The organism is Nonomuraea sp. NPDC003214 (assembly GCF_053590035.1).
In genome coordinates this window covers 120,539-144,823 of record NZ_JBSFSX010000006.1, presented here as the reverse complement: position 1 = coordinate 144,823, position 24,285 = coordinate 120,539, and the positions used below count along the sequence as shown (strand labels likewise).

General features: G+C 74.6%; 24 protein-coding genes. 10 read left to right on the top strand and 14 right to left on the bottom strand.

The window, feature by feature from the left end; all coding sequences use genetic code 11:
* Positions 1-6: 6 nt before the first annotated feature.
* From ACWDXC_RS19695 to ACWDXC_RS19675, 5 genes are all read right to left on the bottom strand, one after another.
* Complete coding sequence (locus ACWDXC_RS19695) at positions 7-609, bottom strand: TetR/AcrR family transcriptional regulator (RefSeq protein ID WP_449983798.1); 603 nt, start codon at positions 607-609, stop codon at positions 7-9.
* Positions 610-627: 18 nt separating this feature from the next.
* Positions 628-1,407, bottom strand: coding sequence for an ArsR/SmtB family transcription factor (locus ACWDXC_RS19690; RefSeq protein ID WP_449983795.1), 780 nt, complete (start codon positions 1,405-1,407; stop codon positions 628-630).
* A 77-nt stretch (positions 1,408-1,484) separates the two neighbouring features.
* Complete coding sequence (locus tag ACWDXC_RS19685; protein WP_449983792.1) at positions 1,485-2,222, bottom strand: ABC transporter permease; 738 nt, start codon at positions 2,220-2,222, stop codon at positions 1,485-1,487.
* Entirely contained in the window at positions 2,219-3,742 is a 1,524-nt protein-coding gene (locus tag ACWDXC_RS19680; RefSeq protein WP_449983790.1) for a hypothetical protein, read from the bottom strand. The genes ACWDXC_RS19685 and ACWDXC_RS19680 overlap by 4 nt, the downstream gene beginning before the upstream one ends.
* Positions 3,739-4,656, bottom strand: a complete 918-nt coding sequence (locus ACWDXC_RS19675) for an ATP-binding cassette domain-containing protein (protein ID WP_449983787.1) — start codon at positions 4,654-4,656, stop codon at positions 3,739-3,741. The genes ACWDXC_RS19680 and ACWDXC_RS19675 overlap by 4 nt, the downstream gene beginning before the upstream one ends.
* 137 nt (positions 4,657-4,793) lie before the next feature.
* Between ACWDXC_RS19675 and ACWDXC_RS19670 the strand changes: the two genes are divergently transcribed.
* From ACWDXC_RS19670 to ACWDXC_RS19650, 5 genes are all read left to right on the top strand, one after another.
* Positions 4,794-6,107, top strand: a complete 1,314-nt coding sequence (locus ACWDXC_RS19670; protein ID WP_449983784.1) for a sensor histidine kinase — start codon at positions 4,794-4,796, stop codon at positions 6,105-6,107.
* Complete coding sequence (locus tag ACWDXC_RS19665) at positions 6,104-6,757, top strand: response regulator (protein WP_449983782.1); 654 nt, start codon at positions 6,104-6,106, stop codon at positions 6,755-6,757. Before ACWDXC_RS19670 ends, ACWDXC_RS19665 begins: the two co-directional genes overlap by 4 nt.
* Positions 6,758-6,844: 87 nt before the next feature.
* A complete protein-coding gene (locus tag ACWDXC_RS19660) occupies positions 6,845-7,357 on the top strand; it encodes a snapalysin family zinc-dependent metalloprotease (RefSeq protein WP_219517596.1) in 513 nt (170 codons plus the stop codon).
* 65 nt (positions 7,358-7,422) lie between these two features.
* A complete protein-coding gene (locus ACWDXC_RS19655) occupies positions 7,423-8,163 on the top strand; it encodes a hypothetical protein (protein ID WP_449983779.1) in 741 nt (246 codons plus the stop codon).
* A gap of 156 nt (positions 8,164-8,319) precedes the next feature.
* A complete protein-coding gene (locus tag ACWDXC_RS19650) occupies positions 8,320-10,323 on the top strand; it encodes a SpoIIE family protein phosphatase (RefSeq protein WP_449983777.1) in 2,004 nt (667 codons plus the stop codon).
* On the opposite strand, the gene ACWDXC_RS19645 is transcribed toward ACWDXC_RS19650, so the two are convergent.
* The 4 genes from ACWDXC_RS19645 to ACWDXC_RS19630 form a co-directional block, all read right to left on the bottom strand.
* Positions 10,320-11,180 carry a fumarylacetoacetate hydrolase family protein gene (locus tag ACWDXC_RS19645; protein ID WP_449983774.1) on the bottom strand — a complete coding sequence of 287 codons (861 nt, stop codon included), beginning with the start codon at positions 11,178-11,180 and terminating at the stop codon, positions 10,320-10,322. The genes ACWDXC_RS19650 and ACWDXC_RS19645 overlap by 4 nt on opposite strands.
* A gap of 183 nt (positions 11,181-11,363) precedes the next feature.
* On the bottom strand, positions 11,364-11,996 hold the full coding sequence (locus ACWDXC_RS19640) for a response regulator (protein WP_219508619.1): 633 nt from the start codon (positions 11,994-11,996) through the stop codon (positions 11,364-11,366).
* 126 nt (positions 11,997-12,122) lie between these two features.
* Positions 12,123-12,371, bottom strand: coding sequence for a heavy-metal-associated domain-containing protein (locus ACWDXC_RS19635; RefSeq protein ID WP_449983769.1), 249 nt, complete (start codon positions 12,369-12,371; stop codon positions 12,123-12,125).
* Positions 12,368-12,751, bottom strand: a complete 384-nt coding sequence (locus ACWDXC_RS19630; RefSeq protein ID WP_308125923.1) for a nuclear transport factor 2 family protein — start codon at positions 12,749-12,751, stop codon at positions 12,368-12,370. The genes ACWDXC_RS19635 and ACWDXC_RS19630 overlap by 4 nt, the downstream gene beginning before the upstream one ends.
* Before the next feature lie 79 nt (positions 12,752-12,830).
* Here ACWDXC_RS19630 and ACWDXC_RS19625 point away from each other — a divergent pair, with 79 nt between their 5' ends.
* Positions 12,831-13,433, top strand: coding sequence for a TetR/AcrR family transcriptional regulator (locus ACWDXC_RS19625; protein WP_449983765.1), 603 nt, complete (start codon positions 12,831-12,833; stop codon positions 13,431-13,433).
* Positions 13,434-13,648: 215 nt separating this feature from the next.
* Here ACWDXC_RS19625 and ACWDXC_RS19620 read toward each other — a convergent pair whose 3' ends face one another.
* Positions 13,649-15,952 carry an FtsX-like permease family protein gene (locus ACWDXC_RS19620; RefSeq protein ID WP_449983762.1) on the bottom strand — a complete coding sequence of 768 codons (2,304 nt, stop codon included), beginning with the start codon at positions 15,950-15,952 and terminating at the stop codon, positions 13,649-13,651.
* A 604-nt stretch (positions 15,953-16,556) separates the two neighbouring features.
* Complete coding sequence (locus ACWDXC_RS19615) at positions 16,557-17,249, bottom strand: ABC transporter ATP-binding protein (RefSeq protein WP_449983759.1); 693 nt, start codon at positions 17,247-17,249, stop codon at positions 16,557-16,559.
* A gap of 323 nt (positions 17,250-17,572) precedes the next feature.
* Here ACWDXC_RS19615 and ACWDXC_RS19610 point away from each other — a divergent pair, with 323 nt between their 5' ends.
* Positions 17,573-18,547 (top strand): sensor histidine kinase, encoded by a 975-nt coding sequence (locus tag ACWDXC_RS19610; RefSeq protein ID WP_449983756.1) that lies wholly within the window; start codon positions 17,573-17,575, stop codon positions 18,545-18,547.
* Positions 18,544-19,230, top strand: coding sequence for a response regulator (locus ACWDXC_RS19605; protein ID WP_219508626.1), 687 nt, complete (start codon positions 18,544-18,546; stop codon positions 19,228-19,230). Before ACWDXC_RS19610 ends, ACWDXC_RS19605 begins: the two co-directional genes overlap by 4 nt.
* A gap of 330 nt (positions 19,231-19,560) precedes the next feature.
* Here the strand turns inward: ACWDXC_RS19605 and ACWDXC_RS19600 are convergent, their stop codons facing one another.
* The 3 genes from ACWDXC_RS19600 to cseB form a co-directional block, all read right to left on the bottom strand.
* Positions 19,561-20,394 (bottom strand): D-alanyl-D-alanine carboxypeptidase family protein, encoded by an 834-nt coding sequence (locus tag ACWDXC_RS19600; protein WP_449983752.1) that lies wholly within the window; start codon positions 20,392-20,394, stop codon positions 19,561-19,563.
* Positions 20,395-20,490: 96 nt separating this feature from the next.
* The gene (locus ACWDXC_RS19595; protein WP_449983749.1) at positions 20,491-21,726 is read right to left on the bottom strand and encodes a sensor histidine kinase; all 1,236 of its coding nucleotides are present in this window, start codon (positions 21,724-21,726) and stop codon (positions 20,491-20,493) included.
* Complete coding sequence (cseB, locus tag ACWDXC_RS19590; protein ID WP_449983746.1) at positions 21,723-22,406, bottom strand: two-component system response regulator CseB; 684 nt, start codon at positions 22,404-22,406, stop codon at positions 21,723-21,725. The genes ACWDXC_RS19595 and cseB overlap by 4 nt, the downstream gene beginning before the upstream one ends.
* 144 nt (positions 22,407-22,550) lie before the next feature.
* Between cseB and ACWDXC_RS19585 the strand changes: the two genes are divergently transcribed.
* Positions 22,551-22,997, top strand: coding sequence for a CBS domain-containing protein (locus ACWDXC_RS19585; protein WP_449983743.1), 447 nt, complete (start codon positions 22,551-22,553; stop codon positions 22,995-22,997).
* The gene (locus ACWDXC_RS19580) at positions 22,994-24,280 is read left to right on the top strand and encodes an ArsB/NhaD family transporter (RefSeq protein WP_449983740.1); all 1,287 of its coding nucleotides are present in this window, start codon (positions 22,994-22,996) and stop codon (positions 24,278-24,280) included. Before ACWDXC_RS19585 ends, ACWDXC_RS19580 begins: the two co-directional genes overlap by 4 nt.
* Positions 24,281-24,285 lie beyond the last annotated feature (5 nt).

The window sequence follows — 24,285 nt, the reverse complement described above, 5'->3', positions numbered from 1 at the left end:
GGGATGCTAGCCGGGTGCGAAGACCCGGCCAAGCTGCCGGTCGACGAGCGCGACGGCCTCCTCCGGCGTGCGCTGGCCGAGCAGCACCCGCGACATCAGGCCCTCGGCCCCCGCCACCAGGAACGCCGCCTCCGCCTCGACGTCGACGTCCGGGCGCACCTCGCCGCTCTCCAGCCCGCGCGCCAGCAGCCCGGCGACGAGGCCCTCCAGGGCGAGCGGGGCGTCGTGGGCCACCGCGGCGAGCGCCGGATCGGCCAGGAACCGGACGAAGTACGCCACGTACACCAGGTGCCGGTTGCGGCGCTCCTCGTCGAGCGGCAGCAGCTCCATGAGCACGCCGCGCACCAGCGCCCGCGTGCCGGGCTCGTCGCCGAGCAGCTCCAGCCGCCGCCGGGCCCGCTCCTCCGCGTCGGCGTTGAGGATCTCCAGGGCGCCGAGCAGGAGCTGGTCGCGGGTGCCGAAGTAGTACTGCAGCAGCCTGGCCGAGACCCCGGCCTCGGTGGCGACCTGCCTCAGCGTGACGTCCTCCAGGCCGCCCCGGGTGGCCAGCCGCCACACGGCCTCGGCGATCTGGCGTCGGCGCAGGTCATGGTCCACCTGTCGGGGCATGGTGCGACCGTACCATGATCAGGCGGGCAGGGCCTCGCCGGTCTCCAGCAGCGTCTTCATGCTCGACAGCAGGGCCGGCCAGCCCTCGGAGACCATGTCACGCAGCGTGCTGCCGGGGTCGAAGCCGTCGTGCACGACGGTCAGCTTGACCGTGTCGCCGTGCGGTTCGAGGTCGAACGTGACCTTCGTCCGGCCCTCCGCGGTGAGCCGGGCGAGCGTCTCGGGGCTCACCCCGGCGGCCTCGGCCCACTCCGGGGTGAAGGTGTGCCAGGTGTAGGACAGGCGGCGGCCGGGCTCGGACTCCAGCACGACCTGCTCCGGGTGCGCGGTCCTGCGGCCGTTCTCGTCCCAGGTCATGGGGGAGCCGGGCGTCCAGTCGGTGTCGAAGGAGACGCCCCAGTAGCGGCGGGTGAAGGCGGGGTCGGTCAGCGCCTGCCACAGGCGCTCGGGCGTGGTCCTGATGTAGGTGGTGTAGACGAAGGCGTTCATGGCGCTCTGCTCCAGTGTGGTGCGCAGGTCGTGCAGCGCCTGTGCGCGCTGCCGGTCGTAGCGGCCGATCCACCGCTCGGCGATGGCGTTGATCGGCGCGGCGTCGAGGTAGTGCAGCTTCTCCCTGCCGCGCCGGATGGTGGTCACCAGGTGGGCGGCCTCCAGCACGGCCAGGTGCTTGCTGACGGACTGGCGGGCCATGTCGAGCCCGGCGCACAGCTCGCGCAGGCTCTGCCCGTTGCGCGCGTTGAGGCTGTCGAGCAGCCTGCGGCGGCTCGGGTCGGCCAGCGCCCGGAACACCTCGTCCATCCGCACTCCCCATTACATGCAGCCATCTGGCTGCCTTTCGAGGATAAGCAGCCGGACGGCTGCATGTCAAAGGATCCCTACGCGTCCCTGCGCCGCAGCAGCAGCCCGCCGGCGCCGAGCGCGCCCGCCGCCCAGACGGCGAGCACCGCCAGCCCCTCCCAGGGGCCGAGCGGCAGCCCCGCCGGCTCGGTGACCTGCACCGTCAGCCCGGCGTTCATCGGCGACACCCGGTAGAGCAGCCGCTGCCAGCCGGCGTCCCGCACCAGGAACGTCAGCAGCGCCGGCAGGTAGAGCAGCCCGAGCACCGTCCCGGCCGCGACCGCCGGATCGCGCACGGCGACGGCCACGCCCAGGCTCAGCAGCCCGGCCAGGGCCAGATAGAGCACCGACCCGGCCGCCGCCCGCAGCACCGGCCCGTCCGCGAGCGACAGCGCCTCGCCGCCCGGCAGCAGCAGCCGCGCCGCGGCCAGCGAGCCGAGCACCGCCACGCTCCCGGCGGCCAGCGTCAGCCCGCAGAGCAGCACGGCCTTGGCCGCCAGCACACCGCCCCGGCGCGGCATCGCCGTCAGCGTCGTGCGGATCATCCCGGTGCCGTACTCGCCGCCCACCGACACCACCGCCAGGATCGCCACGACCGCCTGCCCGGCCACGACCCCGGCCAGCGCCGTCCTGGCCACGTCGTACGGAGGGGCCGCCGACGCGGCGGCCACGGCGGCGCCCACCCCGGCGGTGACCAGCACGACGGCCGCCAGCAGCCACCCGGTGCCCGGCGCCGTGCGCAGCTTGGTCCACTCGGCGCGCAGGAGCCGGCTCACGCGTCCCTCCGGCGCAGCGCCGCCACGGCCAGGCCCAGCGCGAGCGCCGCGTAGGCGGCGAGCACCGCGAGCCCGCCCCACGGCGGCAGCGGATAGTAGCCGAGCACCGGCGCGTAATGCCCGGCGACCTGCGGATACTCCGTGACCGTCTGCTGGACGGCGAACCCGGCCGCCGGCGTCAGCCGCAGCAGCCAGCGGGCCGCCTCCAGCGGCAGCACCGAGACCGTCGCCAGGAAGTACGGCAGCACGATCACCGCCACGGCCACGGCGACCGCCAGCACCCCGCGCCGCAGCAGCGCCCCCAGCGCCAGCGCCAGCACGGCGGCCAGCGCCAGCAGCGCCGCGCTGCCCACCACCACCCGAGCCCCGGTCAGCAGGCTCACCGGCAGCACCCGGTTGCCGTTCGCCTCCAGGACGTGTACGCCGAGCGGCACCGTGACCGCGGCGGCGGCCAGCCCGGCGGCGAACGTGGCCGTGCCGACGACGACCGCCTTGGCCGCCAGCACCCGCCCCCGCCCCGGCGCGGCGGCCAGCGTGATGCGGATCAGCCCCCCGCGGTACTCGGCGGTGACGAACCCGGCCGCCACCACGACCACCACGACCAGCCCGGCGAGCAGGCCGGTCAGCGTCTGCTCGGCCCGCATCCCGCCCTCGTCGCCGGCCGGCGCGATGTCGCCGGTGCCCGTCACCGTGAACGTGTCCCCCTGGCGGAGGTGCCGGCCCGGGTGGTGCGGCGCGCCGCCGGGCCCCACGGTGACGCCGACGTCGTCGTGGCTCCACGCCCCGCCGGTCGCCGCCCCCCGCACGCCGACCTGGTCGAACGCGGCCGTCGCCTCGGTGAAGCGCTGCGCCGCGACCGTCCCGCCGAGCACGTCCTGCGAGAACGTCAGGTCGCCCGGCGAGGTGACGAACAGCCCGATGCGCACCGACTCCGGCAGCCCGGTCAGCGTGGCCGTGCCCACCTCGGCCCACGTCCGGCCGTCCGGCGACTCGAACCCGGTGAGCTCGTCACCCGAGCGCACCAGCCGCAGCCACACCGGCGCGGACGCCGCCGTCCCGGCCCTGTCCTCGGTGAAGCCGTGCTGCATGCGCACCCCGTGCCCGCCGGTGACCATGACGGCGGCGTACGCGGCGCCCTGCCTGGTGCCGTCCTTGACCATGACGCCCGCCTTCGCCCACGGGACGACGCCGGGCACGAGGTTGGTGACGCCCGGCCGCTCGTCCGGCTTGCGGATCCGCCCGGTCATCGACGCGACCCTGGCCGTGATGGCGCCGTCGCCGTCGAGACGCTGGTGGACGAAGAAGAACCGGTCGGTCACCGCCTCGCCGCCCGGCCCCACCGGCGGCGCGGGACAGACCACCTCGACCGCGCCCATGCCGCACGACGCATGGCTGCCCGCCGCGGCCTGCAACCCCAGCCCGGCGGTCAGCGCCACGGCCGCCACCAGGCCCAGCACCCAGCCGCGGACGGTCCTGAACTTGGTCCACTCCGCGCGCACCAGCCGCCGGAACCCGCTCATCGCGCCGCCCCCCGGAACTCCACGGCGTCGCGGGTCAGGTCCATGTACGCCTCCTCCAGCGTGGCGCGATGCGCGCTCACCTCGGCGAAGGGCACCCCGTCCCGGGTCAGCAGCTCCACCACCCGCTCGGCCGCCAGCCCACCGGCGGTCAGCGCGTCCCGGCCCGTCGCGGCCACCGTCGCGCCCGCCCGCGCCAGCGTCTCCATCGCCTCCGCCCGCGCCCGCGTCCGCAGCGTCACTCGGCCGCCGGAAGCCGCCTCGATCAGGTCCGCCACGCTCGTGTCGGCCACCACCCGCCCCCGGCCCGCCACCACGAGATGGCCGGCCGTGTCCTCCAGCTCGCTCATCAGGTGGCTCGACACCAGCACCGCCCGCCCCTCGGCGGCCAGCGATCGCAGCAGGCCGCGCATCCACACGATCCCGTCCGGGTCCAGCCCGTTGAACGGCTCGTCCAGCATGAGCACCGGAGGGTCCCCCAGCAGCGCCGCCGCGATGCCGAGGCGCTGCCGCATCCCCAGCGAGAACCCGCCGGCCCGCCGCCGCGCCACCGCCGCCAGCCCGGCCAGCTCCAGCACCTCGTCCACCCGCCGCCCCGCGAACCCCTGCGAGTGAGCCAGCCACAGCAGGTGGTTGCGCGCCGTCCGGCTCGGCTGCGGCGCCGCCCCGTCCAGCAGCGCGCCGACGTGCGCGAGCGGCGTGCGCAGACTCCGGTACGGCCGGCCGCCCACCAGCGCCGTGCCCGCGTCGGCGGCGTCCAGGCCGAGCACCACCCGCATCGTGGTGGACTTGCCCGCGCCGTTGGGCCCGACGAACCCGGTGACCCGCCCCGGCGTCACCGTGAACGACATCCCGTCCAGCGCCGGCACCTCGCCGAACCGCTTGCGCAGCCCGGCCACTTCGATCGTTGCCTCCATGTCCGGGAACCCTAGGGGCGGCCACCCCGCCCGGTCGTCACGGCGCGGAGCCATCTCGCAGGTCACGGGCGCGAGCGACGCGGCATCCCTCCTGGGAGGGATGCCGGGACGCCGGCGGGCGGGAACAATGGGCACCTGTGAAACCAGGGGAGGTCCGGCAGCGGTGGCGGCGGCTGCTCGCCGCGAGCCCGCACGCGCCGGCGCTGTCGACAGGGCTGCCGACAGCCCTGTCGAAGGCGCTGCTGCCGGCGCTGCTGATGTCACTGGTGGTGGCGCTCGCGGTCGCCGAGTCGCTGGCGCACGCCGGTGACGCGCCGCTGACCGGCCACCCGGTGGGCGTCCCGGCCCTGGGCCTGCCACCAGGGGAGCCCGGGCCGGCCGGGCAGGGGCCGGGCGGGCGGCCGCTCGCGTTCGTCGGTCACGCGCTGCTGGCGCTCGCCACCACGCTGCCCGCCGGGCTGCTGCGGGGCCGCCCCCTGGCCGCCGCCGCGCTGGTCACCCCGGCCACCGTCGTGTCCCTGGCCGCCTTCCAGACGCTCACGATCGCGGGCGCCGCCGCCCAGCTCGTCACCGCCTACCGGCTCGGCCGGGCCGGGCCCGCGCGGGACCGGCCGTGGGCGCCGCTCGTGCTCGCCGGCGCGCCGTTCCCGCTGCTGGCGCTGGCCGGCCACCTGGGCGGCGGGACGGGCACGTACGCGGGGACGCTCACGCTCGCGCTGGCCGCGCTCGTCCCGGCGACGCTCGCGGCCGGGGCGGTCCGGCATGCCGCGCGCGTCACCGCCGCGCACGAGGAGCTGGCGGGCACGCTGCTGGAGCACACCGCGCGCGGCGAGCGCGCCCGGATAGCCCGCGAGCTGCACGACGTCGTCGCCCACCACATCTCCATGGTGAGCGTCCAGGCCGAGACCGCCCGCCTCACCACCCCCGGGCTGCCCGCCGCCGGCGCCGAACGGCTGACCGCCATCGGCGACACCGCCCGCGCCGCCCTCACCGAGATGCGGCGACTGCTCGGCGTGCTGCGCGAGGACGCCGGCGGCGAGCCGGGGGAGCGGCGTCCTCAGCCGGGGCTGCGCCTCGGCGAGCTCAACGCGCTGGTCGACGAGGCGCGCGAGGCCGTCGGCAGCGCCACCCGGCTCATCCTCACCGGACCGCCCGTCCCGCTCGACCCCGGGGTGGAGCTCGCCGCGTACCGGATCGTCCAGGAGGCGCTCACCAACGCGCGCAGGCACGCGCCCGGCGCGGCCGTCGACGTGGAGCTGCACTACGGCGGCGGCCTGCTGCGCGTGCGCGTCCGCGACAACGGCCCCGGCGGCCCCGGCTCTTTCGGTGGCGGGCACGGGCTGACGGGGATGCGGGAGCGGGCGGTCGCCGTCGGCGGCGAGCTGCGGGCCGGGCCAGGGCCGGGTGGCGGGTTCATGGTCGAGGCGACGCTGCCGGGGGCCGCCGCATGATCCGCGTCGTCGTCGCCGACGACCACCTCGTCGTGCGCACCGGGTTCGCCGAGCTGCTCGGCACCCAGCCCGACTTCGCCGTCGTCGCCACCGCCGCCGACGGCGCCGAGGCGGTGCGCGCCTGCCGCGAGCACGCGGCCGACGTCGTGCTCATGGACGTGCGCATGCCGGGCACCGACGGCATCGAGGCCACCCGCCGCCTGGCCGGGCCGGGCGGGCCGCGCGTGCTCATCCTGACGACGTTCGACCTGGACGAGTACGTCTACGACGCGCTGCGGGCGGGAGCCAGCGGCTTCCTGCTGAAGGACGTGACCGCCGAGCGGCTGTTCGACGCGGTCCGGGTCGTCGCGGCCGGTGAGGCGCTGCTGGCCCCGGCCGTGACGCGCCGCCTCATCGACGAGTTCGCCCGCCAGCGTCCCGAGCGGCCCGTCGGCTCGCTGGCCGGGCTCACCCCGCGGGAGACCGAGGTGCTGCGCCTGGTCGCGGAGGGGCTGTCCAATCCGGAGATCGCCTCCCGGCTGACGATCACCGAGGAGACGGTCAAGACCCATGTGAGCCGGGTGCTCGGCAAGCTCGGCCTGCGTGACCGCACCCAGGCCGTGGTGGCCGCCTACGAGTCGGGCCTGGTCGTCCCACGCGCACGGCCATAACACCGTAATAGGGGCAAATTGCGTCGTCCCGCGCGCGGCGTGCCCCGCATACCGTGACAGCACTCCCCAACTCTCAGAGGAGGCTCCATGTCAAGAGCCTTACGCGCTCTGTTCGCTCTCGTCCTCGGCGTCACGGTCCTGCTCGTCAGCTCGCCCGCGCAGGCCGTCACCGTGCTCCGGTACGACGCGTCCAGGGCCGCCGAGTTCCGCGGCGTGGTCGACCAGGCCGCGCAGATCTGGAACTCCAGCGTGACCAACGTCCGGCTCGAACCCGGCACCCCCGCCCACTTCATCGTCTACGCCGACAACGGCTGGCCCCGCGCCATGCCCACCAGCCTGGGCCGAGGCTACGTCTGGATGGGCCGGCAGGCCACCGCCCAGGGCCACAACGCGCTGCGCATCGCCACCCACGAGATCGGCCACATCCTCGGCCTGCCCGACCGGCGCACCGGCCGCTGCACGGACCTGATGTCCGGCGCGAGCGCGGGCACCTCCTGCACCAACCCGTACCCGAACGCCGCCGAGAAGGCCGAGGTCAACGGCAACTTCGCCGGCGCCTCGCCGCGGGTGGAGTTCGGCCAGGTCCACGTCAACCGCTGATCTCGTCCGGATGAATCGGTGACGCCCTGTTGCGCGGCGGCGCGAACGCTGTTGCGCCGGGCGTCATGGCACGCGTTCTCCAGGCCGTCACGGCGCTCGCCGTGACGGCGGCGGCGGCCGGCCCGTCAGGGGTGGGCCGCGCCGCCGAACTGCGTTACGCGGGCGCGATGATCTCGCCCGTGCTGGTCGCCGACAGCACGCGCCACGCGCGGCACGGCGACGTGCTGTCCTCCGGCGGCGGGCGGGTCCTGTCGCCGGGCGGGCGGTTCCTGCGTTTTCCGGCCGGCTCCTGCCTCGCGCCGCCGTGCGCGCAGGCGATCATCGTGCCGCGCGTGCCGGACGGGCTTGGCGAGCTCGGCGGGCCGGGCCCGTTCGCGTTCGGGGCCGCCGTCCGGCTGACGGCCGAGCCCTCGCGGGCCGCCGGGATGAACGTGTGGCAGCACGGCCTGGCCGGGCCCGGGCACGCGCAGTGGAAGCTGCAGGTGGACGGGGGAGTGCCCGCCTGCCGGTGGTCGGACGGCACGGGCGTGGTGCTGCTGCGCCCGGCGACGCTGCGGCTGCCGGTGGGGCGCTCGTACGTGCTGCGGTGCGCGCGGGTGTCACCGGTGCTGTTCGAGCTGCGGGTGCTCGACCGGGGGAGCGGGGCGCCGGTCGTGGCGCCGGTGTACGCGACAGGGAGGCTGGGCGCGATCCGGCCGAGGGGGGCGCCGACGGTCGGCGGCAAACGGGTGGACCCGTCGCGGGACGACCGGCAGACCGACCAGTTCCACGGCGATCTGGACGACGTGTATTTCGCCTACCAGTGATCTACGCGGTAAAGGCAGGGGAATCGTCCACATCATCCAGGGCACAAACTTCGCAACCCACACCGAACGCACCAGCAGAGATCTGCTGAATCATTGCCCTGCGTGACGGCTCTTGCCCGGACCGCCGGGAAGGGGGCGGAACAGGGGAGGTGGCCCGTGGGAACGACATCCGTGTGGATCGAGATGCTGGGACGGGACCTGCGGGTCGTCGACACCGGCCGGTTCGCGGAGGGTCGCAGCGGGCTGGCGCTGCCCGAGGGCAGCGGGCTGCGGGACCTGATGGCGGCGCCCGCGGCGAAGGAGGCCGAGCGGCGCTTGCGCGAGGTGCTGGCCACGGGCGAGCCGGTGGTGGACTGGTGGCAGGTCATCCGGCCGCGCGAGCCCGGCGGCGACGAGCGATGGGTGTCGATGTCGGCCTTCCGGATGGAGGACCACGGGGAGCCGACGGGCGTGCTGGTGGTGTTCGCCGAGGTGGGCTCCGAGGACCCGGGGCGGCGGCTGGAGCTGCTGTACCGGTCGGCGGCGAGCATCGGCGCGTCGCTGGACGTGGTGGGGACGGCCGAGGACCTGGCGGGCGTGCTGGTGCCGGGCCTGGCGGACCTGGCGGCGGTGGACCTGTCGATGGCGGTGCTGAACGGCGAGGAGCCGTCGCCGATGCAGCCGGGCGTGGCGCTGCGGTTCCACCGGTGCGCGGTGAGCGGGCCGTGGCCGGAGGGGACGGCCCGGGCGGGGTGGGAGCTGCCGTCGATTCCCGAACTGCGGGAGATGCAGGAGTTCTGGCTCGGGCAGTCGCTGCTGTCGCTGACCGCCGAGGAGGCCGTGCGGCTGCTGGGGGACCGGCCGGAGCTGGTGCGGCTGCTGGTGCCGGAGAACGCGCGGGCGATGCTGTGCGCGCCGTTGCGCGCCCGGGGGATGCTGCTGGGCGCGGTGACGCTGTGGCGGGCGGCGGGCTCGGACCCGTTCGACGACGAGGACACGCGGCTGCTGGCGGAGATCGGCTCACGGGCGGCGCTCGGGCTGGACAACGCGCGGCGCTACGCGCAGGAGCACCGCGCGGCGGTGACGTTGCAGCGGAGCCTGCTGCCGCAGGTGCCGGCGTCGCTGACGGCGGCGGAGACGGCGGGGGCGTACGTGCCGGCGGGCGGGGCTTCGGGGGTGGGGGGTGACTGGTTCGACGTGATCCCGCAGTCGTCGTTGCGGGTGGCGTTCGTGGTGGGCGACGTGGTGGGGCACGGGCTGCGAGCGACGGCGGCGATGGCGAGGCTGCGTACGGCGATCCAGGCGCTGGCGGACCTGGACCTGTCCCCGGACGAGCTGCTGGCCCACATGGACGACCTGGTGGTGCGGCTGGCCGAGGAGTCCGATCTGGAACGCGTGGACGTGATGGAGGCCACGTGCCTGTACGCGGTGTTCGACCCGGTCACGCGGCGGTGCGTGATGGCCAGCGCGGGGCATCCGCCGCCGGTGGTGGTGCCGCCCGGCGGGCCCGCGGCCTTCGTGGAGATGATGCCGGGGCCGCCGCTGGGGGTGGGCGGCATGCCGTTCGAGCCGGTGGAGGTGACGCTGCCGGACGGGGCGGTACTGGCGCTTTACACGAACGGGCTGGTGGACGCCGACGACCACGACCTGGACGGGGGGATGGACTCGCTGCGGCGGCGGCTGGACGGGCTGTGCCGGCCGGACGGCTCGCTGCGGGAGATCAGTGACCGCTTGATGACGGAGCTGTCGCCGGAGTCGCGCGCCGACGACGTGACGCTGCTGCTGGCGCGCACACATGGGGTGCCGGAGGGGGACATGGCGTCGTGGGAGTTCCGGGCGGATCCGTCGATCGTCGCGCAGGCGCGGATGGTGGCCAACGAGCAGTTGTCGCTGTGGGGGCTGGACGCGCTCGCGTTCACGACGGAGCTGATCGTGAGCGAGCTGGTGACGAACGCGATCATGCACGCGGGTGAGCCGGTGGGCCTGCGGCTCATCCGCGACCGGCGGGTGCTGGTGTGCGAGGTGTCGGACCCTAGCAGCACCCAGCCGCGGTTGCGGCGGGCGCGCGAGGTCGACGAGGGCGGGCGGGGGCTGTTCCTGGTGGCGCAGCTGGCGGCGCGGTGGGGGAGCCGCTACACGCCCGAGGGCAAGACGATCTGGACGGAACAGCCGATCGGTTAGGGCAGGGGCGGCCTGCCGCGCACGACGCCGGTGGTGAGGGCGCCGACCTCGCCGATCTCGATGTGGACCGTGTCGCCGGTGGCCAGCGTGAACGGCAGGTCGGGGACGAGGCAGGTGCCGGTGGCCAGCACGACGCCGTCGGGGTGCACGTCGGCCGCGAACAGGTGCGTGACCAGGTCGTCGAGGCGGCGGTGCAGCTCCGCCGTGGAAGCCTCGCCTGACCAGGTGAGGGCGCCGTCCCGGTGGATGCGCATGCTGATCGGCAGCGCGTACGGGTCCGGGACCTCCCAGGCGGGGCGGATCGCGGGGCCGAGGGCGCAGGCGCCCAGGTAGACCTTGGCCTGGGGCAGATAGAGGGGGTTGGCGCCCTCGATCGTGCGGGAGCTGACGTCGTCGCAGACGGTGTAGCCGGCGATCTCGCCGTGGGCGTTGACGACGAGGGCCAGCTCCGGTTCGGGGACGTCGATGACGGAGTCCTGGCGGACGGCGATCGTGCCGCCGGGGCCGACGACGCGCCAGGCGGTGGACTTGAAGAACAGTTCCGGGCGTTCGGCGTCGTAGACGCGCTCGTAGACGTCGGCGTCGGCCTCGCTCTCGGTGACGCGGGCCTGGCGGGAGCGGCGGTAGGTGACCCCGGCGGCCCAGACCTCCATGCGGCCGTCGACGGGGGCGAGGGGGGTGTCCGGGGCGGGCTCCCGGGGCGTGCTGTCGGCGGCGGTGGTGACGAGGTCGCGCAGGTCGTCGAGGGGGAGGCGGAGAAGTTCGGGGAGGGGAAGCGGGAGAGGGTGCACGGTGTCGCCGGTCTGAACTCCGGCTCGGATCTCGCCATTCCGGGCATAGCGCACGATGTGCCTCATGGAGTCGATCGTAGGCGGCCCGCCGCCGGGCGGCGCCCGGCGCCCGGGGCGCGGGGGGCGGCGCCCGGGGTGCGGGGGTGCGGGGGTGCGGGGGTGCGGGGGTGCGGGGTGCCGGGGTACGGGGTGCCGGGGTACGGGGCGCGGGGCGCGGTGCGCCGGGGTCACCTGTGCGGCGGGGGCGGCCTACAGGTCGGTGACGCGGCCGTTGGCCCAGGCCCAGGCGGCGATCGCCACCCGGTTGCGCGCGCCCACCTTGCGCTGGATGGCCGCGATGTGGTTCTTGACGGTGCCCGGCGACAGGAACAGCTCGGCGGCGATCTCCCCGTTCGTCCTGCCCTGGGCGACCAGGGCGACGATCTCGTCCTCCCGCTCGGTGAGGACGACGGCCGTCGCCTCCCGGGGCAGCGCGCGCTCGCGCAGCAGCCGTACGGTGAGCTGCGGGCTGATCAGCATGTCGCCGTTCACCGCGGCCCGCACCGCCTCCACGAGCAGCGCGGGCCCGGAGCGTTTGAGCACGAAGCCGGAGGCCCCGTGCCGCAGCGCCGCGTGCACGTACTCGTCCAGCCCGAACGTCGTCACGATCACCACGTGCACGCCGGTGCCCGACAGGGCGCGGGCCACCTCGATGCCGTCGGCGCCCGGCATGCGGATGTCGGCGAGCACCACGTCCGGCCCGATCGCCCTGGCGGTCTCGATGGCGGCCAGCCCGTCGGCGGCCTCGGCCACCACGGTGATGTCGGGCTGGGCGTCGAGGATCAGCCGGAACGCTTCACGGATGCCGCTCTGGTCGTCGGCGATGAGGACACGGGTGACCATTCACGCCATTGTGTCAGGCGCGCTGCGCCAGGGCCGCTGTGCCAGGGCCGCTGTGCCAGGGCCGCCGGGTCAGGGCCGCCGGGTCAGGGCCGCCGGGTGCAGGTCGGTGCCGTACGTCCCGGCCGGTCACTGCGGGTGCGCCTTTCCGGGCGTCTGCTGCTGGACCTCGGTGTTCAGGAGCTCGTAGCCGGCCTCCTCGACGGCGGCGCGCACCTCCTCGACGTCCAGGGGGCGGTCGCTGGTCACGGTCATCGTGTCGTGCTCCACGTCCACGGCGACGGCGGTGACCCCGGCGACGCGCTCCACCTCCTCGGTGACGGCGTCCGCGCAGTGCCCGCACGCCATCCCGGCCACGGTGTACGTGCCGGTGATCATGCGGACTCCTTGACGGTGCGGGTGAAGGAGTTGCCCTCGCGCAGACGGCCGTCAGGCGCGAACCGGCCGAAGAAGTGGACCTCGATGGCCAGGTCCTTGCCGCGGTTGTGCACGTACAGGGTGTAGCGGGCGGCGAGCCGGTCGCCGTCGGCCAGCGCGTCGTGCACCTCGATGCGGCTGGTGGGCCGGTTCTTGCGGACCGGGCGGGTGTGCGCGATGAGCTTGCCGCGGTCCATGCGGTTGCCGTCGGCGTACTGGACGACGTCCGGCGTGTGATAGCGGTCCACGATCACGGCCGCGTCCTCGTCGGTGGAGACGAGGTCGTCGTGAAAGGAGGAGTAGAAGTCGGTGATGAACTGCGCGGGATCGGTGGTGATCACGGTCTTCCTTCGCCAACGGTACGATCTCTTACGCGCTGTAAGATATGTGTGGCCCGACAATTTTGACAAGGTGTAAGAGATGAATCCGAACCGCCGTGCCGACGCCCAGCGCAGCCGGGCCGCCGTCCTGGACGCCGCGGTGCGCCTGCTCGGCACCCGGCCCGACGTCAGCGTCGAAGCCATCGCCACGGCCGCCGGCGTCACCCGCCAGACCGTCTACGCCCACTTCCCCAACCGGGACCGGCTGCTCGCGGCCGTCGTCGACCGGCTCACCGAAGAGACCGCCGCCGCCATGGACGCGACCGGCCCCGACACCGGCCCGGCCGCCGCCGCGCTGCTGCGTCTGCTCGACGCCGGCGCCGAGACCGCCGGGCGCTATCCCGCCCTGCTGGAGAAGATCAGCTCCGTGGCCGTGCCCCCGCAGGACGACCACGAACGCCACACCCTCATCAGCGACCGCCTCCTGCGGGTCATCCGGCGCGGCCAGGACAGCGGCGAATTCGACGACCGCCTCCCGGCCGCCTGGCTGGCCACCGTCACCATCAAGCTCGCCCACGCCGCCGCCGAGGAGACCGCCGCAGGCCGCCTGCCCGGAGCCGAAGCCACCCGCGCGTTCCACACCACCCTCCTGCGCGCCCTCGCCGCGCCGCCACCACTCCCCGAACCCGGCAAGACCGCATAGGGCGACCACCCGGCCGGCTCGACGACGCGGTCCCGCGCCTGGGAAGCCGCACGTCGTACGCACCCGTACACGTGAAGCGACCTCCCCGGCGGGGGCGGCCCCTGCCGCACGGGCTTCTGCGGCTCGCCCCGCACCGAACGCGCCGATGCCGATGTTGCGCAGGGGGCCGCTCGGCGCGCAGGCGCGAGTGGGCCGTCTTTTCCTGATCACTGCGGTCACTCGTTGTGCAGGACGGTGGCGATCGTCTGGCGGGCTGCCGAGCGGGCGGGGAGCAGGGCGCCGAGGACGGCGATCACCACGCCCGACAGCGCCGCCCCTGCGAGCTGCGGCGCCTCCCAGACGTTCTTCATGGCCTCGGGGAACACGACGGTGCCGACGTTGTCGACGATCAGGCGGTGCGCGGCGATCCCGCCGGGGATGCCGAGCAGGCCGCCGGCCATGCCCAGCGCCGCCATCGACGTCACCATCATGATCGTGACCTGGCGTGGCGTCATCCCGATGGACTTGAGCATGCCCAGGTCGCGGCGGCGTTCGCGGGCGTTGAGCAGGACGGTGTTGAACACGCCGAGCGACGCCACGACGATCAGCAGCGTGGTGAAGACGGAGGCGACCGCGACGACGGTCGCGGTGGCGCGGGTGTCGGGGCGGGCGACGGACGGGTGGAGGCCGGGGTCGGCCGCCCTGACCGCGGCGGCGTAGGCGTCGGCGTCGGCCCCTGGGGTGAGCAGCACCTCGTAGTGGTCGGCGCCGGTGCCCGGGGCGAGCGCGGTCAGGGTCTCCCAGGTGGACCAGAGGAAGCGCGGGTCGCCGTTCATGATCTGGCCGACGATGGCGGCGGGGACCCGTCTGCCGTCGAGCTCCAGCGTGATCCGGTCGCCGACGGCCAGGCCGCGCTGCGCCAGGAACGCCGGCGGGGCGGCGATCTCGCCGGGCGCGGCCGGCCAGCGTCCCTCGACGATCTGGGTGGACATCGCCGGTGGGTCGCCGCGCTGGAAGTTCACCGCGCTGCGCTGCGCGTGCCCGGTCAGGTGCACGTCGACGAACACCTTCGCCGTCACGCGCGACGCGCCCGGCAGCGACCGCAGCAGCGCCTCGATCCGCTCGTCGTCGAGCTTGGGCGCCACCTGCTGGAACGCCGGCTGGCCCGCCCGCACGCCGACCCGCGGGGCCGTGCCGGCGTCCGCCTCGGCGAAGGCCACCATCGTGCTGGTCAGGCCGGTGGTGAGGGTGACGGTGACGACCCCGAGGACGATCGCCGCCATCGTCATCGCGGTCCGGCCCGGCCGGGCGAACGGCTGACCCAGGCCCAGGCTGACGGCGCGGGGCAGCCGGGTGCCGCCGAGCAGCCGCTGGACGCGCAGCCCGCGGCCCCGTAGCGGCGCGCTGCCCGCGCCGCCCGCGCTGATCGCCCGCGCGGCCGGCAGCCGGTGCGCGCGCAGCGCCGGCACCAGCGCGGCCAGTACGACGACGAGCGGCATGCCGGCGAGGCAGACGGCGGACACCCACGGGCTGATCCCGATGCCGGCGCTGCCGCGCTCGACCCCCTGGAAGGCGGTGTCCAGCACGGGCCCGGCCAGTGCGTTGCCCAGCAGCGTGCCCGCGACGCACCCGGCGGCGCCCGGCAGCGACACCATCGCCAGGTAGACGGCGACCACCTGGTTGGGGGTGAACCCGATGGCCTTCAGCACGCCGATGTGGCGCGAGCCCGACACGACGGCGCCACTGACCACGTTGGCCACCATGAGGACGGCGACCAGCAGGCCGAGCACGCCGAACAGCGTCATCAGCGGCAGATAGGCGTTGGCGGCGCTGGAGAAGGCGCGACGCAGCGACAGATGGGACTGCGCGACCGTCAGCGCGCCTGCGGGCAGCCCGGCGGTGGCCGCGTCGAGCCCGGCGCGTACGGCCTGCTCGGTGGAGGTGTCGCCGGTGAAGCGGTAGAGCATCTGCACGCCGGTCGGGCGCAGCGCGGCGGCCTGGGCGGGCGTGACCCAGGCGTCGGCCGACTGGCTCATGCCGGAGGCGACCCCGACGACCGTCAACGGCGGCAGCCCCGGCGCGCGGAGCCGCGCCCCCAGCATGCCGGGGCGGAGCAGGCCGTCGGCGTCGCGCAGATTGAGCACGATCTCGCCGGGCGCGGTGGCCCAGCGCCCGTGCAGCGGATGGACGAGATCCACCGGGCCGCCCGGATCGGCCCGGCCCACCAGCTTGAGCGGGCCCTCCGCCTCGGGGATGTCGGTGGTCCTGGGGAACTCGGCGACGACCTGGTCGAACGGGCCCGCCGCAGCCTCGACACCGGGCCGCCCGGCGGTGGCCGCCAGCGCCTCCTTCGACACCTTGGCCGCGTCGAAGGAGGCGACCACGTGGGCGCCGCGCTGCCCGGCGAACGCCCGGTCGAACGGGGAGGTGGCGGCGTCGAGCAGGCCCAGGGTGAGCATGATCGTCGTGGTGCCGCACAGGACGACCAGGCCGGTGATGACCGTCTGCAGCCTCCGCCGCCGCACCGCCGCCCGCGCCACCCGCCACACCGCCCCCGCCCCGGCTCCGGCCGCGGCCCCAACCCCGGTCCGAGGCCGGGCTTGGGCCCCTGCCTCCGCCCCGGCCGCGGCCGCGGCCCCAGCCCCAGCTCCGGCTCGGGCTCCGACCCCTGCCCCAGCTCGCGCCTGGGCTCCAGCCCGGGCCACAACTCCAGCTCCAGCCCCGGCTCCGGCCGCAGCCCCGGCTCGCGCTCCGGCCTCTACCTCTGCCCCTGCCCCAGTCTCGGCTCCGGCTTCCGCCTGCCGCCCGCCTTGATGTCCGGACGGGCGCTCGGACGGGCGCTTGGTGGAGTGTCCGGACTGGTGCCTGGCGGGGTACTCGGAGGGGGATTCTGTGAGGTGCCGGGAGGGGAGTTCGGTGGGGTGTCCGGCGAGGTACTCAGGCGGCGGGGCTGAGGGGTGCCCGGCAGGTTGCCCGGCGGGGTGCTCGGACGGCGGGGCTGTGGGGTGCCCGCTGGGGTGCTCGGATGGCGGCTCGGCTGGGGGTTCAGGGGGGCCTGGGGTGGGGGTCACTGCGCACGTCCCGGCATGCTCGCTTCGGTGCTGCGCATCCCGGTCCCGCAGGCATGGTGCACGCTCGATGTGCTCATTCGGTGTGCTCCAGGGTGTTTTCGCGGGCCACCCGGCCGTCGGCGAGCTCGATGAGGCGGGTGGCGCAGCGGGTGGCCAGGTGGGGGTCGTGGGTGACGAGCAGCAGGGTCTGGCCGATCTGGTTGAGGTCGATGAGCAGGTCCATCACCTGTTCGCCGAAGCGGCTGTCGAGCGCGCCGGTCGGCTCGTCGGCCAGGAGCAGCGCCGGGCGGTTCATCAGGGCGCGTGCCACCGCGACCCGCTGGCGTTCGCCGCCGCTGAGCACCGCGGGGTAGGCGTCCTTGCGGCCCGCGATGCCGAGCTCGTCCAGCAGCTCCAGCGCACGCCGTCGCGCCTGGCGGGCCGGGATGCCGGTGAGCTGGGCCGGCAGTGCCACGTTGTCCAGCGCCGGCAGGTCGTCGACCAGGTTGAAGAACTGGAAGATCATCCCGATGTGCCGCCGCCGGAACAGCGCCAGCCCCGTCTCGTCCAATCGGCTCAGATCCTGCCCCGCGACCACGACCGAGCCGCCGGTCGGGCGGTCCAGGCCCGCGATCAGGTTGAGCAGGGTCGACTTGCCGCACCCCGACGGGCCCATCACCGCGACGGCCTCGCCCGCGCCGATGCGCAGGGACACGCCGTCCAGCGCCGCGGTCTCGCCGTAGTCCTTGTGCACGCCGTCCAGCCGCACGATGTCTTCTAGGCTCACGCGCAGCACGCTAGGCCAGCACTTGATCGGCCCACATCGGTCCGGAGACCGATCTCGCCCGGCCATGTCGTACCGGGGGCGTACGGGATGGGCTGGGCGGGCGAGTGCTCAAGCGCGTACGGGACGGGCCTGGGCGGGCGAGTGCTTGAGGGCGTGGACGGGCCTGGGAGGGCGGGTGCTCGTCGTGTCCGGGGCGTGCGGGGCTGATGCGCGTCGTGTCCGGGGCGTGCGGATGGTCGGACGGCGGTGGGGTCGTACCGGGGGCGTACGGGATCGGTCCGGAGACTGATGCGGGCCGCGGGGGCGTCTGGGAGAGTGGTGGCGTGTGGTCGTACGTCGCGCTGGGGGTGGTCTGCGCCGTCGCCTCGGGGCTGGCCGTGGCGCTGGTGAGGGCGCGCCGCCTGCACCGTAAGGCGCTGGAGGAGCGCGGCTGGCTGCTGGAGCGCGAGCGTGAGAGCGCCGCCCGCACCGCCGTCGACGCCGAGCGCGCCCGCATCGCCCGGGAGCTGCACGACATCGTCAGCCACAACGTCAGCCTCATGGTGGTGCAGGCGGCCGCCGCCCGCGAGGTGCTGCCGACGATGCCGGGTGAGGCGGAGGCCGCGTTGAAGGCTGTTGAGGGAGCCGGGCGCGACGCGATGACCGAGCTGCGCCACCTGCTGGGGGTGCTCGCGTCGTCGCAGAGCGGCGACGACGAACCGTACGGGGGCGACGAGCCGTACGGGGGCGACCTGGCGCCGCAGCCGAGCCTGAGCCGGTTAGGGCCGCTGATCGACCGGATCGCCTTCGCCGGGCTGCCCGTCGACGTGCGGATCTCGGGGGAGCCGCGGCCGCTGCCGGCCGGGATCGACGTCACCGCGTACCGGATCGTGCAGGAGGCGCTCACCAACGCGCTCAAGCACGGCAGCGGCGTGACGGCGCAGGTCACGGTGCGATACGCCGACCGTTCGCTGCGGGTGGAGGTTCTCAACACCGGGCCCAGCGTGCTGACCTCCGCCGATCGACCGTCCGGGGCCGGCCATCAGGAAGGGGCCGGCCATCAGGAAGGGGCCGGCCATCAGGAAGGGGTCGACCGTCAGGGAGGGGGCGGCCAGGACCGAAAAGCTGGTCGCCAGGAGGGGGCCGGCCATCAGGAAGGGGTCGGCCGGTACCGAGAAGCTGGTCGCCAGGAGGGGGCTGGGCGCGGGTTGCTCGGGTTGCGGGAGCGGGTCGCCGTCTACGGTGGCGATCTCGACGCCAGGAGACGGCTGGGCGGCGGCTATCGCGTCCGGGCTCGCATCCCGCTGGACGGCACATGACGGCGTACGAAGAGCCCCGGGTGCTCATCGCCGACGATCAGGCTCTGGTGCGCAGCGGGTTCCGGCTGATCCTCACCACCCGGGGCATCCCCGTGGCCGGGGAGGCGGCCGACGGGGCCGAAGCGGTCGCCGCCGCGCGGGAGCTGCGTCCCGACGTCGTCCTGATGGATATCCGCATGCCCACCATGGACGGGCTCGAAGCCGCCGGTCACATCCTGCGGGAGCTCCCCGGCTGCCGGGTGATCATGCTGACCACGTTCGACCTAGACCGGTACGTCTACGCCGCTCTTCAGCTCGGCGCGAGCGGCTTCCTGCTCAAGGACGTGACCGCCGAGCATCTGGCCGCCGCGGTGCGCCTGGTCGGCACCGGTGACGCCCTTCTGGCGCCGTCGATCACCCGGCGGCTGGTGGAGCGGTTCGCCGCCGGTGACCGTCAGCCGGCCCGCGCGCCCGCCCCGCACCGTGACCTCGCCGCCCTGACACCCCGGGAGCTCGAGGTGCTGACGCTCGTCGGGCAGGGTCTGTCCAACGCGGAGCTGGCCGGTGTGCTCACGCTGAGCGAGTCGACCGTCAAGACCCATGTCGGCCGCATCTTCACCAAGCTCGGCCTGCGTGACCGTGCCCAGGCCGTCGTGCTCGCGTACGAGACCGGCCTCGTCTCCCCGGGTGACTCCTCGTACTGAGGGCCTGGAGCCAACCCGCATGATCGAGCTGCGGGAGCACCGGGAGGCGGGCCCTACCGGGACACGACAAGGGCGCCGAGCCCGGCGGACCGGGCGCTGGAGCTCGTGCGGGGCCCGCCGCTGCGGTGCCGGAGGCGGGCGGGCCGGCGCCGCCGCCCGGCGCCTTACGGCTCAGTGTGACCGGAGGAAGCGCGGCAGGGCGTGCCACTGCGGGGGTGCTGCGGCGGGGCCACAAGCTGACCGGCGGGGCCTACAGGCGGGCCGGCGGAGCCCTGCAAGCGGCCGCCGGGCCCTGCAAGCGGGCCTGCGTCACCTGGTGCGGCATACGGCTCAGCGTGACCGGGTGAGGTGCTGCTCGACCGCCGCCGTCATCCGGCTGCCCGCCTCCAGGGCCGCGGCCTTGGCCGCGACCGGGTTGGTGCCGGCCGCCTGGCCGAGGATGACGCCGAGCACCAGGCGGCCCCGTACCCGGGAGGCCCACATGAGGTTGCCTCCGGCGGCGGTGCCGGAGCCGGTCTTGACGCCGATGACGCCGTGCCTGCCGAGCAGCGTGTTGGTGCTGGGCAGCGTGCGGGCGTCGCCGGGGACGGCCGTGCCCGGTGACGCCACGATCGCGCGGAACGCCGGGTCGCGCATCGCCGCCCGGGCGAGTTTGAGCTGGTCGGTGGCGGTGCTGACGGTGGTGTCCTCGTTGCCGCTGGCGCCCGTGTAGGTGGTGTCGGCCATGCCCAGGCGGCGGGCGGCGGCGTTCATCCGCTGGACGAACCGCGCCTCGGAGCCGGAGTCATGACGGGCCAGGAGGCGGGCCGCGTTGTTGCCCGAGGGCACCAGCATCAGCTCCAGCAGCCGTCGCAGCCGGATCGTCTGACCTTCGCGGACCGGGACGGTCGACTCCTGCGGCGCGTACGCCTCCTCGGCGGCGGTGCGGTCCACCGTGATCGGCGGGCCGTCGTCGCCGGGCCGGAGCGGGTGGCGGCGCAGGATCACGTAGGCGGTCATGACCTTGGTGAGGCTGGCGATGGGCACCGGTTCGCGGTCGCCGGTGGCGCCCAGGCTGCCCAGGCCGTCGACCTCGACCGCCGCCTGCCCTTCGGCGGGCCACGGCAGCGCCGCGGCCCCGGACGGAACGGCCGAGCACGCGCTCACCAGCAACAAGACAAGCATGAACGTACGTCGCATGCCGGAAACGGTGCGCCATCGCCGTATCCGTCAGGCCGTGACCGTGTCTCCGCCGCCGCTCGGCCGTGTATCGGCCGCGTATCAGCCTGCCGGCCCGCGGGGGAGGCGCAGCACGGCCACGGCGCCGTCCGGTGTGTTGGCCAGGGACAGCTCGGCCCCGATGACCCGGGCCTGGCCCAGCGCGATCGTCAGCCCGAGGCCGTGCCCGTGGCCGCGTTCGGCGGCGCCGGTGCGGAAGCGTTCCGGCCCGCCGTCCAGGAGCTCCGCGGGGAAGCCCGGCCCCCGGTCGCGGACCTCGATCACGTGGCCGCCGGCCGTGACGCCGATCGTGATCTCGACCGGCGGGGCGCCGTGGCGGTGGGCGTTGAGCACGAGGTTGGCCAGGATCCGGTCGAGGCGGCGCGGGTCCGTCTGGGCCACCGGGTTCCCGGCGGCGATCACCCGCGCCTCGACGCCCACCCGGGCCGCCGACTCCTCGGCGAGCTCGGCCAGCGGCACCCGGGCCCGCTCGGCGACCTCGGCGCCCGCGTCCAGCCGGGAGACCTCCAGCAGGTCCTCCACCAGCGAGCGCAGCACCCGCACCCGGTCGCGTACCAGGTCGGCCGCCTCGCCCTCCTCCAGCAGCTCGACGACGGCGACCAGCCCCATCAGCGGGGTGCGCAGGTCGTGGGCGACGTCGGCGGTGAACCGCTGCTCGGCCAGCAGCCGGTGCTGGAGCGCGGCCGCCATGGAGTCGACGGCGGCGGCGATGTCGGTGATCTCGTCCCGGCCGCGCCAGCGCGCCCGGCGCGGCGGTGCGGGGCCGGTGCGGGCGTCGAGGTCGCCGGCGGCGATCCTGCGGGCGGTACGGGCGACGCGGCGCAGCCGCCGGTTGGCCAGCTCGGCCAGGCCCGCCGAGACCGGCACCACCACGGCGAGCGCGGTCAGCGCGGCCTTGGCCATGTCGCGGTCGAGCGCGTGCAGCCGGAGCAGCTGCGAGCCCATCGAGATCTGCACGCTGACCGCGTGCCGCCCGTCGCCGTACGGCTGGGCGGCCCACATCCACGGCTCGTCGCGATGGTCGAGGCCGTACCCGACGGCCGGGCGGCCGGGCCGCAGCCGAGCCGCCAGGTCGCCGGGCAGTTCGGCGAGGGCGACCACGCCGGGCCGGCCGGAGGCGAGTGACTTCTCCAGGGCCTCCAGGGCCTGGGCCTCGCCGGTGTCGAGGGCGCGCTGCCAGGTGGCCTGGTGCACGAGGAGCCCGACCATGGCGGCGGCGACGGCGGCGGCGAGCGTGACGAGGGCGGCGATCTTCCACCGCAGCGAGGCCGGGTTCACGTGGTGGTCAGCTTGTAGCCGAACCCGCGCACGGTCTCGATGCGGCCGGCGCCGATCTTCTTGCGCAGCCGCTGCACGCACAGGTCGACGACGCGGCTGTCGCCGTCCCACCCGTAGTCCCAGACCGTGCGCAGCAGCGTGGCGCGTTCGAGCACGATGCCGGGGTGGGCGGCGAACTCCAGCAGCAGCCGCAGCTCGGTCGGCGTCAGCTCGACGCGCCGCCCGGCCCGCCGCACCTCCAGCGCCCCGGTGTCGACGCTCAGCTCGCCGAACGTGAGCACCGCGCCCGCCTGCCCGGACGCGGGGGAGGGCTGGGCGACGGCGGCGCGGCGCAGCAGCGAGCGGATCCTGGCCACCAGCACCGGCAGGTCGACCGGTTTGACCACGTAGTCGTCGGCGCCGCCCTCCAGCCCGGCGACGACGTCCAGGCCGTCGCCGCGGGCCGACAGCAGCAGGACGGGCACCTGGCTGCTCTCCCGGACCCTGCGGCACAGGCTGATCCCGTCCAGGCCGGGCAGCATCACGTCCAGCAGCAGCAGGTCGTGGCCGCCCGCCAGCGCCGCCTCCAGCCCGCCGAGGCCGTCGGAGGCGGTGGACACCCGGTAGCCGTAGCGCTCCAGGGCCCGGCCGACCGAGGTGCGGATCACCGCGTCATCTTCGACGAGCAGCAGGGATGTCATGAGATGAACAATATTGAGCGAAATACGGTGATACGTGCCTGGTGTGATCTGCTGCTCACCCCGGGACGGGTGATACCGTCATGGTCAGGTGAGCCGGGAAGTCTGGTCGGCACGTCCCATCCCCGTCGAACGAAGGATGTGCGCGTGCGCGCCCGAGACCTCCTTGCCGACTTCCCCGTCGTCGGCCCCGACACCCCCGTGCTCGAAGCCGCGAGACTGCTGGCCGAGCAGGACCTGCCCGGACTCATCGTCACCGGCGCCGACCGCGCGCCGCTCACGATCCTGCCCGGCGCCGAGGTGCTGCGCCTGGCCGTGCCGGGCTACTGCCAGGACGACCCGGCGCTGGCCCGCGTGGTGGACGAGGCGCACGCCGACGCGTTCCTGGACCGGCTCGACGGCCGCACGGTGCGCGAGGCGCTGCCGTCCGGCCGGTGGCGCGAGCTGCCGATCACCGACGAGGACGCCACCGTGCTGGAGCTGGCCGCGCTGATGGCGCGCACCCGCAGCCCGCTGGTCGCCGTCGTCCGCGACGGCCGCCTGCTGGGCGCGGTCACGCTCCAGGCGCTGCTCGACCGGGCGCTCGGCGCATGACGGCGCTCGCCTGGGTGAGCGTGGCGGTGTTCCTTGTCGCGTACGCGTTGATCGCGTCGGAGAAGGTGCATCGGGTGGCGGCGGCGCTGGGCGGGGCGGGGATCATGTTGTTGATCCATGCCACGGGTGCGGAGGCGGCGTTCTTTTCGGAGCATTCCGGGATCGACTGGAATGTGATTTTTCTGCTGCTGGGCATGATGATCATTGTGGGGGTGCTGAAGGAGACGGGGGTTTTCGAGTATCTGGCGATCTGGGCGGCCAAGCGGGCGCGGGGGCGGCCGTTTCGGTTGATGGTGTTGCTGGTGCTGATCACGGCGCTGGCGTCGGCGTTGCTGGACAATGTGACGACGGTGTTGCTGATCGCGCCGGTGACGTTCCTGGTGTGTGAGCGGCTGGCGGTCTCGGCGGTGCCGTTTTTGATCGCGGAGGCGATGGCGTCCAACATCGGCGGGGCGGCGACGTTGGTGGGTGATCCGCCGAACATCATCATCGCCAGCCGGGGCGGGCTCAGCTTCAACGACTTCCTGATCCACATGGCGCCGATGGTGGTCGTCCTGATGGCGGTGTTCGTCGGATTGTGCTGGCTGATGTTCGGGCGCACCTTCCGTCATGACCCGGAGCGGGCGGCGGCGGTGATGGCACTGGACGAGAACGAGGCCATCGGCGACCGGCGGCTGCTGTGGCAGTCGCTCACCGTGCTGGGCCTGGTCATGGCGGCGTTCGTGCTGCACCCGGTCCTGCACTACGAGCCCTCGATCGTCGCCCTGCTGGGCGCGGGCGTCCTCGTCGCCGCCACCAAGATCACCACTGAGCAGGCCATCGCCGAGGTGGAATGGCCCACGCTCGTCTTCTTCGCCGGGCTGTTCGTCATGGTCGGGGCCCTGGTCGAGACCGGCGTCATCGCGCAGCTGTCCGAGGCCGCCGTGGACGCCACCGCCGGGCAGCTGGAGCTGGCCACGATGGGCCTGCTGGGCGCGTCCGCCGTGCTGTCGGCCATCGTCGACAACATCCCGTACGTCGCCACCATGAGCCCCATCGTCGCCGAGCTGGTCCAGGCCGGCGAGGGGCCGACGCAGGTGCTGTGGTGGGCGCTGGCCTTCGGCGCCGACCTCGGCGGCAACGCCACCGCCGTCGGCGCGGCGGCCAACGTCGTCGTCCTCGGCATCGCCGCCCGCAACGGCACGCCGATCAGCTTCTGGCAGTTCACCAAGTACGGCCTGATCACGGCCACGGTGACCGTCGCGCTCGTCGCGCCGTACCTGTGGCTGCGCTACCTGGTGTGAGGCGG